General features: G+C 63.3%; 11 protein-coding genes and 2 pseudogenes. 8 read left to right on the forward strand and 5 right to left on the reverse strand.

Annotation, left to right across the window (positions count from 1 at the left end):
• Nucleotides 1–16: 16 nt before the first annotated feature.
• From H3H36_RS12075 to H3H36_RS12090, 4 genes are all read left to right on the forward strand, one after another.
• Nucleotides 17–1,366 carry a DUF1329 domain-containing protein gene (locus H3H36_RS12075; RefSeq protein WP_182217810.1) on the forward strand — a complete coding sequence of 450 codons (1,350 nt, stop codon included), beginning with the start codon at nt 17–19 and terminating at the stop codon, nt 1,364–1,366.
• 115 nt (nt 1,367–1,481) lie between these two features.
• Nucleotides 1,482–2,612, forward strand: coding sequence for a WD40/YVTN/BNR-like repeat-containing protein (locus tag H3H36_RS12080; protein ID WP_182217813.1), 1,131 nt, complete (start codon nt 1,482–1,484; stop codon nt 2,610–2,612).
• The gene (locus H3H36_RS12085) at nt 2,609–5,047 is read left to right on the forward strand and encodes an efflux RND transporter permease subunit (RefSeq protein ID WP_182217816.1); all 2,439 of its coding nucleotides are present in this window, start codon (nt 2,609–2,611) and stop codon (nt 5,045–5,047) included. The genes H3H36_RS12080 and H3H36_RS12085 overlap by 4 nt, the downstream gene beginning before the upstream one ends.
• An 82-nt stretch (nt 5,048–5,129) precedes the next feature.
• Nucleotides 5,130–6,797: a sigma-54-dependent Fis family transcriptional regulator gene (locus H3H36_RS12090; RefSeq protein ID WP_182217818.1), complete on the forward strand. Its 1,668-nt coding sequence runs from the start codon at nt 5,130–5,132 to the stop codon at nt 6,795–6,797.
• Between the two features lie 48 nt (nt 6,798–6,845).
• Here H3H36_RS12090 and H3H36_RS12095 read toward each other — a convergent pair whose 3' ends face one another.
• The gene (locus H3H36_RS12095; RefSeq protein WP_182217820.1) at nt 6,846–7,604 is read right to left on the reverse strand and encodes a hypothetical protein; all 759 of its coding nucleotides are present in this window, start codon (nt 7,602–7,604) and stop codon (nt 6,846–6,848) included.
• Between the two features lie 904 nt (nt 7,605–8,508).
• A pseudogene (locus H3H36_RS12105) lies at nt 8,509–8,802 on the reverse strand (VOC family protein); the annotation flags it as partial.
• 2 nt (nt 8,803–8,804) lie between these two features.
• Between H3H36_RS12105 and H3H36_RS12110 the strand changes: the two are divergent.
• The 3 genes and pseudogenes from H3H36_RS12110 to H3H36_RS27540 all read left to right on the forward strand — a co-directional run.
• A pseudogene (locus H3H36_RS12110) lies at nt 8,805–8,924 on the forward strand (acetaldehyde dehydrogenase (acetylating)); the annotation flags it as partial.
• Nucleotides 8,924–9,976 carry a 4-hydroxy-2-oxovalerate aldolase gene (gene dmpG, locus H3H36_RS12115; protein ID WP_182217825.1) on the forward strand — a complete coding sequence of 351 codons (1,053 nt, stop codon included), beginning with the start codon at nt 8,924–8,926 and terminating at the stop codon, nt 9,974–9,976. The pseudogene H3H36_RS12110 and the gene dmpG, both read left to right, overlap by 1 nt.
• Nucleotides 9,977–10,070: 94 nt before the next feature.
• Nucleotides 10,071–11,771, forward strand: coding sequence for a methyl-accepting chemotaxis protein (locus H3H36_RS27540; RefSeq protein WP_182217828.1), 1,701 nt, complete (start codon nt 10,071–10,073; stop codon nt 11,769–11,771).
• Between the two features lie 280 nt (nt 11,772–12,051).
• Here the strand turns inward: H3H36_RS27540 and H3H36_RS12125 are convergent, their stop codons facing one another.
• Nucleotides 12,052–13,041: a GlxA family transcriptional regulator gene (locus H3H36_RS12125; protein WP_182217830.1), complete on the reverse strand. Its 990-nt coding sequence runs from the start codon at nt 13,039–13,041 to the stop codon at nt 12,052–12,054.
• A 96-nt stretch (nt 13,042–13,137) separates the two neighbouring features.
• On the opposite strand from H3H36_RS12125, the gene H3H36_RS12130 reads away from it, so the two are divergent.
• The gene (locus H3H36_RS12130; RefSeq protein ID WP_229219876.1) at nt 13,138–13,869 is read left to right on the forward strand and encodes an MBL fold metallo-hydrolase; all 732 of its coding nucleotides are present in this window, start codon (nt 13,138–13,140) and stop codon (nt 13,867–13,869) included.
• A 39-nt stretch (nt 13,870–13,908) separates the two neighbouring features.
• Here the strand turns inward: H3H36_RS12130 and H3H36_RS12135 are convergent, their stop codons facing one another.
• Both H3H36_RS12135 and H3H36_RS12140 read right to left on the reverse strand, forming a co-directional pair.
• Nucleotides 13,909–14,697 (reverse strand): substrate-binding periplasmic protein, encoded by a 789-nt coding sequence (locus tag H3H36_RS12135; protein ID WP_182217832.1) that lies wholly within the window; start codon nt 14,695–14,697, stop codon nt 13,909–13,911.
• A gap of 74 nt (nt 14,698–14,771) precedes the next feature.
• Nucleotides 14,772–16,118 (reverse strand): MFS transporter, encoded by a 1,347-nt coding sequence (locus H3H36_RS12140; RefSeq protein ID WP_182217834.1) that lies wholly within the window; start codon nt 16,116–16,118, stop codon nt 14,772–14,774.
• Between the last annotated feature and the right edge of the window lie 137 nt (nt 16,119–16,255).

Genomic DNA, 16,255 nt, shown 5'->3' on the forward strand with positions numbered 1-16,255 from the left:
CAGCCGGAGACACACCATGCATACCCAACCCAAGCTGCTCGCCCTGGTCGCCTTGCTCGCCGCAGGCAAGCTGGCCATGGCCGCCGTACCCGCCGATGAAGCGGCCAAACTGAATGCCGTCCTCACGCCGCTGGGGGCCGAGAAGGCCGCCAACAAGGAAGGCACCATTCCGGCCTGGACCGGCGGCCTGACCAAGATGCCAGCCGGCGCCGTGCACGGCGACATCCCGGTTGACCTGTTCCCCGGCGAGAAGCCGTCGGTGCAGATCACGGCGAAAAACGCCGCCCAGTACGCGGCCAAGCTGAGTGACGGCACGCGCGCGTTGATGGCCAAGTATCCGGACAGCTTCCGCCTGGACGTCTATCCCACCCACCGCACGGCCGCCGCGCCGCAAATCGTGTATGAGCGCACGCTCAAGAACGCCACCAACTGCAAGCTGGTGGAAGGCGGCGCATCGGTGGAAGGCTGCTTCGGCGGCATCCCGTTCCCGATCCCCAAGAGCGGCGCGGAAGTGATCTGGAACTACCTGCTGCGCGTGGAACCCGAATCGGTGGCCTACGCCTTCCGCAACGTGGTCGGTTCGGCCGATGGTTCCGTCACGCTGGCTACCCGCAACGACATCTGGTTCCAGTATCCGTACTATCAAAAGGACGGCAGCGCGGAGAAATGGTCGGGCGAATACTTCCTGCAGCGCTTCATCACCACTGCGCCACCGTTCAAGGCCGGCGAATCGCTGGTGCTGCGCGACGGTATCAACGCCAAGGAGCCGCGCCAGGCGTGGCAGTACCTGGTGGGCCAGCGCCGCGTGCGCCGCGCGCCCACAGTCGGCTACGACACGCCAGACTTCGTCGCCTCCGGCGCCAACTACTTCGATGAAGTGCAGGGCTTCTTCGGTCCGCCGGACCGCTTCCAGTGGAAGCTGGTCGGCAAGCAGGAGATGTACATCCCCTACAACAATAACAACCTGATCAGCGCCAAGCTGGACGACGCGCTGGGTAAGCACCACTACAACCCGGACAAGATGCGCTGGGAACTGCACCGCGTATGGGTGGTGGAAGCGACCGTCGCACCGGGCAAACGCCATGCGGTGCCCAAGCGCCGCTACTACTTTGACGAGGACAGCTGGCTGCTGGCCATGGTCGATGGCTACGACACGGAAGGCAAACTGTGGCGCACCTCGCAGATGACGCCATTCGCCGCGCCATCCGTGCCGGCCAACCTGGTCAAGCCGGTGCTGGTGTTCAACCTGCAGGCGGGCACCATGAGCGGCGTGCAGCTGCTGAACGATGAGACCTTCCGCATCGTACCGCGCAAGCCGGAGAAGTTCTTCACGGGCGACGCCGTGGCGGCGGAAGCGGCGCGCTAAGCGCTGGCCTTGTTGCAGCGGGGCCGCCGACGCGGCTCCGCGCTGTTCCCGGTAATAGGTTTTTGCCGCAGGCGCGGGCCACCCCCGTTGCCGGCGGTCTTTTGGATTGCGTACCATGTTTACTTCATTAAGTCGAAATCGCCGCGCCGCCGCTGTCAGCCTGGCCTATGGCCTGGTCTGCGGCCTCGCGTCCACCGTCACTGACGCTATTGCCGCCAATGCGCCGGCCGAGAACGGCGTTGACCTGCTGGCCCGCCCAGCCGTCATCCGCCAGCATGCCGACACCTCCGTCATGCTGGCCGTCGCCAGCGCGGGCGCGCGGCTGGTTGCCGTGGGCGAGCGCGGCATCATCCTGCTGTCCGACGACCAGGGCAAGACCTGGCGCCAGACGCCGGCCCCCGTCAGCGTGGCGCTGACTGCCGTGCATTTTCCCGACGCGCAGCACGGCTGGGCCGTCGGCCATGGCGGCGCAGTGCTGGCCACCACTGACGGCGGCGCGACCTGGCACAAGCAGCTGGATGGCTTGCTGGCCGCCCAGATCGAACTGGCCAGCGCGCGCGAGCACGCGCCGCAGGACGGTGAGGCCGGCGTTTCACGCCTGCGCGACGCTGAACGCATGCTGACGGAAGGCGCCGACAAGCCCTGGCTGGACGTGCGCTTCAGCGACGCCCGGCATGGCCTGGTGGTCGGCGCTTACGGCATGGCCCTGGCCACCGTCGACGGCGGCGCCACCTGGACCACGCTGCGCGGCCAGATCGACAACCCGCGCGGCCACCACTTGTACCGGATCTACACCGGGGGCGGCCATACCTGGCTGGCCGGCGAGCAGGGCGCGCTGTACCGCGCCGCCGATGGCACGGCCATTTTCCAGGAAATCAAGACGCCTTACGCGGGCAGCTACTTCGGCATGGTGACCGGCCGCCACAGCGAGTTGCTGCTGTTCGGCCTGCGCGGCAACGCCTTCCGCTCCACCGACGGCGGCGCCAACTGGAGCAAGGTCGACACCGGCCTGCCGATCACGCTCACGGCCGGCCAACGGCTGGCGTCCGGCGACATCGTGCTGGCCGACGAGACGGGCCGCGTATTGAAAAGCCGGGACGATGGCGCGAGTTTCGCGCCCGTGCCGCTGTCGCAGCGCGCCTCCTTTACGGGCGTGGCGCAATCGGCCGACGGCAGCCTGGTGTTGTCCGGCACGCGCGGCATGGTGCGCATCGCCGCTGAAACTGTTTTAGGAGTCAAGAAATGAGCCACGGCCAACTGTCCAATGACGAACCAGTAATCCGCGACCTGCGCGACTTCGACGCGCGCTCCGGCACCCTGGTCGAACGCCTGCTGTTCAACAACCGGCTGGCGATCGCCGTGCTGTGCCTGATCGTGACGGTGCTGCTGGGCTACCAGGCGCTGGGCCTCAAGCTCAACGCCGCGTTCGAGAAGATGATCCCCACGCGCCATCCCTACATCGTCAACTACCTGGCCAACAAGGCCCAGATCGCGGGCCTGGGCAATGCGCTGCGCATCGCCGTGGAAGTGGAGCAGGGCACCATCTTCGACGCCCAGTACCTGGACACGGTGCGCAAGATCACGGACGAAGTGTTCCTCTATCCGGGCGTGGACCGCCCCTACATGAAATCGCTGTGGACCCCGTCCGTGCGCTGGACCGGCGTGACCGAGGACGGCCTCGATGGCGGCCCCGTGATCCCCGATACCTACGACGGCTCGCCGGGCAGCCTCGATCAGGTGCGCGTGAACGTCGAGCGCTCCGGTGAAATCGGCCTGCTGGTGGCGGCCAACTACCGCTCCAGCATCATCCTGCTGCCGCTGCAGGAAAAGGTGGCGGAAACGGGGCAGCCGATCGACTACCACGCGCTGTCCGGCCGCCTGGAACAACTGCGCGCCAAGTACGAGACGCGCAACATCCATATCCACATCACCGGCTTTGCCAAGGTGGTGGGCGACCTGCTCGACGGCCTGCGCGAAGTGCTGGTGTTCTTCGGCCTCGCCATCGCCATCTGCGCCGGCGTGCTGTACTGGCACACGCGCTGCGCCCGCAGCACGGCGCTGGTGGTGCTGTGCTCCCTCGTGGCCGTGATCTGGCTGCTTGGCCTGCTGCCCACGCTGGGGCTGGGCCTCGATCCGTATTCCGTGCTGGTGCCGTTCCTCGTGTTCGCCATCGGCATGAGCCACGGCGCGCAGAAGATGAACGGGATCATGCAGGACATCGGCCGCGGCACCCACAAGCTGATCGCCGCGCGCTACACTTTCCGCCGCCTGTTCCTGGCCGGGATGACGGCGCTGCTGGCCGACGCCGTGGGCTTTGCCGTGCTGCTGGTGATCGACATCCAGGTGATCCGCGAGCTGGCGCTGGCCGCCAGCCTGGGCGTGGCCGTGCTGATCTTCACCAACCTCGTGCTGCTGCCCATCCTGCTGTCGTTCACCGGCGTGAGCGCCGTGGCCGCGCAGCGCAGCCTGGCCGCCGAGCAGAGCGACGAAGCGGACAAGCATCCGTTCTGGGTCTTCCTCGACCTGTTCACCCGGCGCAAATGGGCCGCCGTGGCCATCGCCGCCAGCGTGGTGCTGGGCGCGGCCGGCTTCCTGGCCAGCATGCAGCTCAAGATCGGCGACACCGACCCCGGCGCACCGGAGCTGCGTCCCGAATCGCGCTACAACCGCGACAACGCCTTCATGGTGGCCAACTACGCGGCCAGCAGCGACACCTACGTGGTGATGGTGAAGACGCCGCAATTCTTCTGCGCCCACTACGACACGCTGCAACTGGTGGACGACCTCGAATCGCGCCTGCAGCAAATCCCCGGCGTGGAAGCGACCAACTCGCTGGCCGCGCTGGCCAAGCAGGCGGCGGCCGGCATGAACGAAGGCAGTCTGAAATGGTACGAGATACCGCGCTCGCAGAATATGCTGAACTCCATCATCACGCGCGCTCCGCGTGAGCTGTTCAACCAGAACTGCGACCTGCTCACCGTCTATGTCTACCTGAAGGATCACAAGGCCGACACCCTGACCCGCGTGGTGGACGCCGTGGACGCCTTCGCCCAGGCGCACGACAACGCCCAGATCCGCTTCCTGTCCGCCGCCGGCAATGCCGGGATCGAGGCGGCCACCAACATCGTCGTCAAGCGCGCCAACCTGCACATCCTGCTGCTGGTGTATGCGGCCGTGATCGTGCTGTCGTTCATCACGTTCCGCTCGTGGCGCGCCGTGATCTGCGCCGTGCTGCCGCTGATGCTCACCTCCGTGCTGTGCGAAGCGCTGATGGTGGGGCTGCACATCGGCGTGAAAGTGGCGACCCTGCCCGTGATCGCGCTGGGCGTGGGCATCGGCGTGGACTACGCACTGTACGTGATGACGGTCACGCTGGGCCAGCTGCGTATGGGCATGAGCCTGTCGCAAGCCTACTACCGCGCACTGCTGTTCACGGGCAAGGTGGTGGTGCTGACCGGCGTCACGCTGGGCATCGCGGTGGCCACCTGGGCGTTTTCCCCCATCAAGTTCCAGGCTGACATGGGCATCTTGCTCGCCTTCATGTTTGTCTGGAACATGCTCGGCACGCTGATCCTGCTGCCGGCGCTGGCGCATTTCCTGCTGCGTCCCACGGCGCGGCAGGGGCAGGTGGAGGCCGAGGCGGTGGCCGAAGCCGGGCACAAGGCGCCCGCTGTGGCGTGAGTGACGCGTCCGGGGCAGCCCGGCATGGCTCCGGGCGGCTTTCTGCGTTAAAGTAGGGAAACGGATAATTCAGATGCGAGACATGGCAAAAGATAAGGCGCTCAGCGAAGTCTTCAACTTGCGCGCGCGCCTGCGTTTCGACACGGCACACGGCAACATCTGGCTCGACGAGAGCCGCATGATGCTGTTGCATACGCGCGCCTTCGGCGCCTTGCGCAAGGAATTATTCGACTCCCTGGGCGTGGAACGGGCGCGCGGCCTGCTGGTGCGGATGGGCTTCGTGGCCGGCCAGCAGGACGGCGAACTGGCCAAGAAACTGGCTGGCGACCGTCCGCTGGGCGAAATCTTCCTGCTCGGCCCTGAAATCCACGGGCTGGAAGGCATCGTCAAGACCCGGACCATCCAGTGCGATCTCGATTTCGAAAATGGCAACTTCTACGGCGAATTCACACTGGAGAACTCCTGGGAAGCGGAATCGCATCTGCAAATATTCGGCACCGGCGAGGACCACGCTTGCTGGAGCGTGATCGGCTACGCCTCCGGCTATGTGACGGCGTTCATGAACCGGCTGATCGTGTTCCGCGAAACGGCCTGCCACGCTGCCGGCGCCACGCTGTGCTCCATGATCGGCAAGAACGCCGAGGAATGGGACGAGGACTACCTGCGCTATTTCCATCCCGAGAACATCGCCGAACAGATGATCGAGTTGCAGCAGCAAGTGACGCAGCTGCGCGAGACGCTGGGCACGGCGCGCGGCGCCGACAACCTGGTGGGCGATTCGCCCGCGTTCAAGTCCGCATTCTCGCTGCTGCAACGAGCGGCCCTGAGTCCCATCAACGTGCTGCTGCTGGGCGAGACGGGCGTGGGCAAGGAACGCTTCGCCCGCTGGCTGCACGACAACGGGCCACGCGCCGACAAACCTTTCATCGCCGTCAACTGTGCCGCCATTCCGCACGATCTGATCGAATCGGAGCTGTTCGGCGTAACCAAGGGCGCGTACACGGGGGCCGAACAGTCGCGTCCCGGCCGATTTGAGCGGGCGCATGGCGGCACCCTGTTCCTGGACGAAGTGGGCGACCTGGCGCCAGCCGCGCAAGTCAAGCTGCTGCGGGTGCTGCAGACGGGCGAGGTGGAGCGCTTGGGCGACGACCACGCACGCAAGGTCGACGTGCGGCTGGTGTCGGCCACCAATGTCAATTTGCAGCAAGCCATCGGCACGGGCAAGTTCCGGGCGGACTTGTACTACCGGCTGGCGACCTATCCGGTCACGATTCCGCCGCTGCGCGAACGGCCCACCGACTTGCCGTTGCTGGTGGCCTCGTTCATCGAGAAGTTCAGCGCGCTCTATCCCAAGAAGGTGCTGGGCGTGACGGAGCGGGCCATGCAGATGCTGAGCCAGTACGCATGGCCGGGCAATATCCGCGAGCTGGAAAATGTGATCGAGCGCGGCGTGCTGCTGGTGCCGCCCGGCGGACGCATCGAGGCCAGCCATTTATTCGCGGAGCAGCAACAGTTCGAGCAGGAAGGCGAGGGTATCGATCAGGCGGGTAATCTGCCGGAACGCAGCGCTGCCAGGGAGCAGGTGTTGTGCGAGGAATTGCTGGGGCCGGAATTCAATCTCATCGCGCATGAGAATGCGCTGGTGGATCTGGCGGTCAAGAAGGCCAATGGGAACTTGAGCCAGGCGGCGCGGCTGCTGGGGATTACGCGGCGGCAGTTGGCGTATAAGTTCAACCGAAGCGGCGACTAGGGCGGATCTCTGGTCATCCGCCGCTCGCGTGAAGTCGGTGCATCGGGCTCACTCGTTTGTCGAATTTTTTATGTGTATCACTGCTGGCGGAGCTGAAAGTACAGGCTTGCCGTCGGGACCCAACATGGGCGGACTGGACTCGGGCTCGTGCGCGTTTGCCGGAATGGATTTTGGCAATGAGGCAGCCAGGGCGAAGAACTGTGCGCGTTTGTTTTCAAGTACAACGTTCGCATTGATCCACAATTCAAGGCCACGCCGGCCCTCTGTCCAGCTGAGGACGGAAACCGCTTTGCCGGACGTGGCTTGAAGCACCATCAGGCGCGCGGGTAGGCCGTTAATGCGCTCAGGCTCATCCTCCGGGCGACGATAACTGTGCGTCCCATCGGCAGACATATCGTGCTCAAACAACGTCAGTAAGTGCCCGTCGGGCTGTCGAAAACTTCTGTAGAGCCGCGAATTCACATTTGAGACGGCTTCTGCCAGGCCGCCGATATTCGTGAAGGAGCTGAATGGTGTGCCGGCCAAATCCAAGGGGCGAAATTGGAGCGCGGTGGTCATTGCCTTCAATGGCTGTAGCTGCGAAGTGACGTCATATCGCGCCAAGATGTCTTCGCAGGCCATCAAGTAACCCGTGCGCTTAATCTCTGCGGCTCGCTGTTCCTCGAACTTGGCGAAATTTGGGGAGCCTGGCGGCGGCCCGAATCCCGTGCACGCGGCGTTCTTGCCCGACTGGGCGGTGGAGAGCAGGGCATACCCGCACGCCGCTGCTGCGATGGCACCGGTAAGCACCCATCGTTTAAGTCGCAAAGGAATTCCTTGAGTTAGTGGTGGGTGTTAATTATTGCATAAAATCTAATATTTCTGAAGCGCCCAGGCTTCCCTTGACGCGAGGCGCGGCTGGCATTGACGGAACTCGCCGCAAAGGGGGGGCGATGCCGATTTCATCAAACAAACGCTGCAATTCGCCTAGCAACAATGGAGAGCTTCTGGGGCAGCTTGAAGAACGAACTGATGCATCACCAGCGCTATGCCACGAGGGCTGATGCGCAGGTCGCAATCCAGGACAGGACACATCAGTTGTACAGCAAGAGGCAAATGTGTTCAATTTTTTGCGGGGTAATAATGCCTTATAGGCAATAGAATTGATAGCCTATCTATTATTTCTTTTGCTCGTTCGAAGCCCATTTGTCTTGCAATGCCCACGGTGGCTGCCTTGATGCTGATGTGGCGCGAGGTTCCGGTCAAATCTCCATCGCGGCAAATGGAGAGCATACATATCCACTGCGGATTGTCCGAACGTCCAGAAGCCCGCTTTGGCTGGCAAAAGATTTCATGTCCCTTGTAATGCTTGGACTTAGACATTTGAGGTAACCCTGCGAACAACACAATCGATACATGGCTTTGGTGCGACCATGGATGCGATCAGATCACCCCGTGATTTCCGAAGTCATGAAACTTGTATAGCTCATTCAATATAGCATTGATGGTGACACGAGATGATTGCATATTACTATTGTCGGCAAGATGTAATCTTGCCCACCCGTATAATCGGACATAGCCTATCGCCTAGTTAACGCCGCTTTCCTGAGCCCGGCATGCCAGCTCAGCGCCTTGCGAAAGAGAGTCATGTTTGGTCTGGCTACGTCCGCAGCCGCAAGCAGTCGCAAGTGTAGGGCACCTCACGCTGAGGCTGATTGACAGCGTTTTGGCCTTACCGGGCTGCACCGCGCACGGCCGCTTCGATGCCGGCGATGTCGATCTTCTGCATCTTCATCATGGCGTCGAACGCGCGCTTCGCCACATCACCGCCCTGGACCATGGCGTTGGTGAGGACGCGCGGCGTGATTTGCCACGACAAGCCCCATTTATCCTTGCACCAGCCGCATGCGCTGGCCGCGCCGCCGTTGTCGATAATCGCGTTCCAGTAACGGTCGGTTTCAGCCTGGTCGTCCGTGGCGATCTGGAATGAGAACGCTTCGCTGTGCTTGAAGATATTCCCGCCGTTGCCTGCCGCGCTACGCAGGCAACCTGGACATCATGACGGCCGCCGCCACGCGCACGGCCGAAATGTTCGCCGAGGAGATCATCGCCGGCACCATCCAACTCTCTCCCTTGGAGATCGCATAATGAACGAGAACAGTCTGAAAGGCCGCAGGGTCGTCATCCATGACATGTGCCTGCGCGACGGCATGCACGCCAAGCGCGAGCAGATGACCATTGCCGACATGGTGGCCGTGGCCACGGCGCTGGACGATGCGGGCGTGCCGCTGATCCAGGTCACGCACGGCGGCGGCCTCGGTGGCAACTCGCTGCAGCATGGCTTCGCGCTGCACAGCAACGAGGAATACCTGAACGCCGTGGTGCCGAAGATGAAGCAGGCCAAGGTGTCGGTGCTGCTGATCCCCGGCCTGGGTACCATGCGCGAGCTGCAATCGGCCTATGACTGCGGCGCCCGCAGCGTGCACGTGGCCACCCACTGTACCGAGGCCGATACCTCGCCGCAGCACATCGCCTTCGCCCGCAAGCTGGGCATGGATACCTCCGGCTTCCTGATGATGGCGCACCTGAGCGATCCGGACGCGCTGGCCAAGCAGGCCCAGTTGATGGAGTCGTATGGCGCGCAGACCGTCTACATCACCGATTCGGCCGGCTACATGCTGCCGGAAGACGTCAAGGCCCGCGTCGGCGCGCTGCGCGCAGTACTCAAGCCGGAGACGGAAATCGGCTTCCACGGTCACCACAACCTGGGCATGGGCATCGCCAACTCCATCGCGGCCATCGAGGCTGGCGCCAGCCGCATCGACGGTTCCGTGGCTGGCCTGGGCGCCGGCGCCGGCAACACGCCGCTGGAAGTGTTCGTGGCCGTGTGCGAGCGCATGGGCATCGAGACGGGCTGCGACCTGTTCAAGCTGATGGACGTGGCCGAGGACATCGTGCTGCCGCTGATGGAGCATATCGTGCGGGTGGACCGCGCCTCGCTCACGCTGGGCTATGCGGGCGTGTATTCCACCTTCCTGCTGCATGCCAAGCGGGCCGCCGAGCGCTTTGGCGTGCCGGCACGCGACATCCTGATCGAGCTGGGTCGCAAGAAGATGATCGGCGGCCAGGAAGACATGATCATCGATACCGCGATGACCATGGCGCGCGAACGCGGCCTGCTATTGGGCGAAGCGGCTTGATGGCCTGACGGCGGGCCGGACGGGAGTGCGCGGCGGCTGCCACGGGGCGACTGTCCGTTCCGCCCGGCCTGCCATTTTCATCACTGGAACCACCATGAGCTATCCCATCTCCAAAACGACCATCGCAAGAAGACCTGTCCCCAACGGCGGCGAGTATGTGCTCGGCGAGTCGGACCTGATCATTTCGAAGACGGACCTCAAGGGCCACTTCACCTATGTCAATCCAGACTGTGAGCGCATCAGCGGCTATTCGGCCAATGAATTGATTGGCGCCCACCAGAGCATCATGCGCCATCCGGACATGCCCAAGGCGCTGGCAGAGGACTTCTGGCGCACGCTCAGCGCCGGCAAGACGTGGGTTGGCATGATGAAGAACCAGACCAAGGGCGGCGGCTATTACTGGGTCGAGACGAATGCCGCGCCGATGCTGGAGGACGGCAAGCCGGTTGGCTATGTGTCGATCCGCATCAAGCCGACGGCGCAGCAGATCAAGGCCGCAGAAGTGGCCTACCGGGCGCTGAACGGTGGCAGCAGGCACATGGAGATCAGGGGCGGCAAGGCGACGGTGCGCACCTTGTCGGCGCGGCTCAATCCATTCCGCAAGATGACCATCAAGGCCAGGCTGAGCGCAGCCGGCGGTGGGCTGGCGGTGCTGTCGCTGGTGACGGCGGCATGTGCATGGCCGGGCGCGAACGTGGGGGGATATTGGGCCAGTATTACGGCGACGGTGTGCGCGCTGACGGCGCTGGCGCTGATTCCGCTGCTGTACCAGGGCATCCTGCTGCCGCTGCAGCAGGCCAAGGCGGCCATTGAGTGCATGAGCGCTGGCGATTTGTCCGGCAAGATCGAGGCGGACGGCTACGATGAGCTGGCCGCCGTCATGCAGGCGCTGCGCATTTTGCAGACCAATATCAAGCTGCTGGTCGGGCAGATTCAGGAGGCGACGGTGCAGGTCAACCAGGGCGCCAGCGAGATCGCGGCCGGCAATGCCGATCTGGCCGGGCGCACGGAAGCGCAGGCCAGCGCGCTGGAGGAAACGGCCTCCGTCATGGAACAACTCACGCAAACCGTGCGCCAGAACGCCGACCACGCGCGCGACGCCAACAAGCTGGTGGTGACTGCCTGCGACAGCGCGTCGCAAGGCAAGGCCACCGTGGGCGAGGTGGTGGGGATGATGGGGCAGATCCAATCAAGCGCGCATCAGATCACGGACATCATCGGCGTCATCGACGGCATCGCGTTCCAGACCAATATCCTGGCCCTGAACGCGGCCGTGGAAGCGGCGCGCGCGGGCGAGCAGGGGCGTGGTTTCGCCGTCGTGGCGGTGGAGGTGCGCACGCTGGCGCAGCGCTCGGCCGCAGCGGCGCAGCAGATCAAGGGCTTGATCGAGGGCGCGGTGGCGCAGGTGGGGCAGGGCGGTCAACTGGCCGACGCGGCGGGCGACGCCATGAGCGGCATCGCGCAATCGATCGACAGGTCGGCGTGCATCATGGGCGAGATCAGCGACGCCAGTGTCGAGCAAAGCCAGGGCATCGCGCAGGTGAACCAGGCCGTGGCGCAGCTCGACGCGATGACGCAGCAGAACTCCGCGCTGGTCGAGCAGGCGGCCGCCGGGGCTGAGAACATGCGCCAGCAGGCCGTCCGGCTGGGCAACCTGGTGAACGTATTCCGGTTGGTGGCGCGTGACAATGTTTCGCTGATGGTGGAGCGACAGGCACGCAAAAGACACAGTGATGGGGGTCTTGACAGGCCGGCGCAGGTGTTGGTCAAGGCTGGCGCAGCAGGGCGGGGGTAAAACTCGAATATCGAAGGAGCCGTCTTGAGAAAACGCAAAGTCGTGTGACGGATGTCCGAATGACAGACCTGACACCGGTTTTGCAAATTCGGCAAATTCGGTGTCAGGTCTGTCATTTGGACTCATGGACAGTACCATTGAGCTTAATCAAACGATATGGACTTCGGAAGTGGTAAGCGGCTTCTCAAATTGGCTACTTAGCAAATCCAAGGGGCCGCCTTGAGAAAACTCAAAAGTGCGTGAGCACTGTCCGAATGACAGACCTGACACCGATTTTCTTTCAGCGAGCGTGCGGTATTTGCATGGTGCGGAACTGTCGGCGAAATGCGGTCGGTGTGTTGCCGATTGCCTGGGCGAATAGTCTGCCGAAGCTGACCTGATCCTGGTAGCCGACGGCTGCTGTGATGCGGCCGACGCTCAAGTTCGTCTTCAATAGAAGTTGCTTCGCTTTCTCTACCCGCGCTCGCTGCAGCAGGCCAAGCGGGGTTTCGGCCGTTTCCTGCTTGACCCGCCTCAGCATCGTGCGGGGGCTGACGTGAAACGCTTGCGCCAGCCGCGCCAGATCGTAGGGCTCCGCGATGCGTTTTTCGAGCCATCGCGAAACCGAGAGGGAAAACGAGGGCTCGGCTGGCGCATACATCGACACGTCAATAAACGGCGCCTGGCTGGCGCGCTGGTGCTGGAGCAGGGCCGCGCGGGCGGTGGTCGCTGCCACTGCGGCGCCATAGTAGCGCTGCGCCAGATGCAACGCGAGGTCGAAGGTGGAACTGACGGCGCCAGTGGTGATCACGCCGCTGTCTTCGACTAGCATGGCGTCGGCATTGATCCGGCTGTGCGGATAGCGCTCGGCCAGATTGCGTGCGAACAGCCATGCCGTGGTGGCCGTCCGGCCGTCCAGCAAGCCCGCCTCGCCAAGCAGGAAGGCGCCCACGCAAATGGATGCGAGCTGCGTGCCGCGTGAGAACGCTTGCTGGATGTAGTTGATCTCAGGCGTGAGCCGTGCCAGACGGGCCGGCCATCGCACCGCGCGGGACGTTTCCATGCCGGGTATGACCAGCACATCGAATTGTCCGCGCGGCCGCTTGAGTTTGATCCCGATGCCGCCCGCCAGATTGACCTCGCCATCACCCAGCGCCACGGTGTGAACCTGCACCTGAATATCGGGCGTTTGCGCAATGTCGGCCGCGATCCTGAGGACGTCGGCGATGCCAAACAATTGCGTCGGCATGCAGCCATGGTAACCAAGCACCGCGATGCGAATTTTCTTCATTGGCGGGAATCACCTGAATTTAGTCGATATGGGCAAGGCAATTTTGCGTCTGGCACGGCAAGATCGCATCTTATCACTATGTTTTGGAGGCCCAAGTTGAAGACGAAAATTGTTCGCGTCCCCATTCTGCCGTTCGGCATGGTCAACTGCCACCTGCTCGTTGGCGAGCACGGTTGTGTGCTGGTCGATGCGGGCTTGCCCGGTTCGGCCGGGAAAATCGGTTCGGCATTGCGCCAATGCGGCCGTAACTGGGAAGACCTGAAGCTGATCGTGATCACCCATGCGCACGTTGATCATGCCGGCAGCGCCGCTGAAATCCGCTCCCTGAGCGGTGCGCCCATCCTGGCTAGCGATGGCGACCTGGATTATTACGCCAGGCGTCGCCCAATGACGTTTTGCGATACGGGTTGGTTCGGCAAACTGTTTCTCAAGACTGGTCTGATTCTTCAGCCCTATGAGGGCTTCACGCCCGGCATTCTGTTGCGGCAGGGGGAGTCGGTCGATCTGCAAGCGTATGGCGTGGCCGGCAAGGCCGTGCATACGCCAGGCCACACGGCAGGTTCGGTCTCGGTGCTGCTGGACGATGGCAATGCCCTGGTTGGCGACTTGCTGGCATCGGGCATGCTGTTGGGCGGGCTGATACGCACCGGCCGCGCCATCCGTCCGCCATTCGAGGACGATCCCGCGCAAGTGGCGCGGCAGTTGGGGCATTTGCTGGCAGCAGGCTGCAATTGCTTCTACATGGGGCATGGCGGGCCGTTACCGGCCGATGAGACGCGGCGGCACGCGGAGCGGCTCGCCACGCTGGCGCGGGGTGATGCGCAGTGAGCGTGCATTGTGCACGATGACGCAGCGGATGCGCCATCCTCAATTATGGTCGAGGAATTGCGCCATTTCCGGGGTGATCGCGATCCGGTATTGTTCCAGCAGGTGGCGGTAGGCGCCGCTGGCCACGTAGGCTTTCAGCTCCTTGTCGAACTGGTCGCGCAGCGCCGTCAGCTGGCGGCTCTTGGCAAAGGCGATGTGGCTGGCGACGTTGTCGAGCGGGACGGGCAATTGCACCACTTCCGCATCGACAGCCGCGTCGTGCATTTTGGCCAGCGTGTAGCTGGCCGTGTAGACGTTGCTGGGCACGAGGTCGATGCGGCCCAGTAGCAGCTTGCGGAAGTTCTGCTCCAGGGTTGCCACTTCCTGGACCGTGAAGTGCGCGCGGGCCGCGTCGAATTTCTCGCCGTAGTTGACCTTCATGACAGTGCCGACCCGCCGTCCTGCGAGCGCGTCCAGGTCGCCGTTGAAGACCACGCCGGCATCCTTTTTCGCATAAAAATAAATCAGCTGGGGGATGATGGACTCCCTGCTGAAGTCCAGGTATTGCTCGCGTTCGGGCGTTTGAAAGATCGTGAACACGCAGTCGCGCTGGCCCAGCCTGACCAGCGTGAGCGAACGGGCCCACGGCATCACTTCCACCGTCATATCGTGACCCAGCCGCGCGAACACGGCGCGCACCACATCCACCGCCAAGCCATGCGCTGGGCCGCCGGCATCCTGCCGGATCAGCGGCGGATAGGCGAGCGACACGCAGTGGTAACTGTCGGCCACGGCGGGCGCGCTTGCCGTGGCCAGCGTCAACAGCGCCGGAAATAGGATACGATGCATGCCCGCCTCCTGGATTGCCTGTCGGGTTCTCGCCCGGATAGTCAATATAGCATCGTTCGCCCGCCACGCCGCATTTAATCGAGTTCCGTTACCACCAGCGACAAGCCGGCCGCGATCAGCATCGAGATGCCGCCCAGGACCAGCATCATCACCGCTTCGCCGTGGAAGTAATGGGCGAGGAAATAGCCCAGCGTCAGGCCGGAGACCACCTGCGGGATCACGATGGACATGTTGAACATCCCCATGAACATGCCCATTTTGTTGGGCGGGACGGCGCACGCGAGGATGGCGTAGGGCATGGACAGCGTGCTGGCCCAGGCCAGGCCGATGCCGATGAACGGCAGCAGCAGCACCGCGGGCGAGCTGACGAAGTAGATCGAGATGAAGCTCAGTCCACCCACGGTCAGCGCGATCGCGTGGGCCGCCTTGCGGCTGGTGCGGCGCGCGATCACGGGTAGCAGGAAGGCAAAGCCGATCGACGCCGCGTTGTAGACCGAGTTGCAAACGCCCCACCAGCTGGCGCCTTCGTTGAACATGGCCGATGTGGTGTCGGCAGTGTGGTAGACGTGCTGGGTGATGGCCGCTGTGGCGTAGGTCCACATGGAGAACCAGGTGAACCAGGTGAAGAACTGCACCAGCGACAGCTGCTTCATGATCTTCGGCATATGCACGTAGTCGCTGATGAAGCCGGCGATGCCGCGCCCGTCGGCCGTCGCCGCCTCCGGTTCCGGGTTGTACTGCCGCATTTGCTCGGGCGAGTATTCCTTGGTGCGGATCACGGTCCACATGACGGCGCCGAAATACACGGCCGCACCCAGGTAGAACGCCCATGTCACGGAGGCTGGCGCCTGTCCCGCCGGCGCCGTGTTGGCCACGTTGAACCAATGCGTCAGCATGTAGGGCAGGACGGAGGCGACCACCGCGCCCACGCCGATGAAGAAGGTCTGGAACGCATAACCCTTGGTGACCTGTTCCTTGGGCAGCAGGTCGCCGACGAAGGCCCGGAACGGCTCCATCGATATATTGATCGCCATGTCCAGCACCAGCAGTACGCCGGCCGCCATCCAAAGTGTACTGGCGTTGGCCATGCCGCACAGGGCCAGCGTCGCGGCCGTGGCGCCGAGCAGGAAGTAGGGACGGCGGCGTCCCCAGCGGCCCCACGTGCGGTCGCTCAGGTAGCCGACGATGGGCTGCACCAGCAGGCCAGCCAGTGGCGCGGCGATCATCAGGAAGCCGATGTCTTCCAGCCTGGCGCCCATGGTCTGGAAGATGCGCGGCACGTTGGCCTGCTGTAGTGCGAAGCCAAACTGTATGCCGAGGAAGCCGAAACTCATGTTCCACAGGTTCCAGAACGACAGGGTGGGTTTTTTCGGGGATGGACTGGCACCTTTGGCGTCCACTGTTTTCAACTGAGTGTGCATGTCTCGCTCCAGGGATTGCGTCATAGAGTGTAGTAAAATTTCATTTTGTTGTGCGGTGCATTGTAATTTATCACTTTCATCAGTAGAATATTCTGAAATTCGAGGGTATTTATGCTTATCCATGAATGCTCGACGTA

This window comes from Rugamonas fusca (assembly GCF_014042365.1).
Taxonomy (GTDB): Bacteria; Pseudomonadota; Gammaproteobacteria; order Burkholderiales; family Burkholderiaceae_D; genus Rugamonas; species Rugamonas fusca.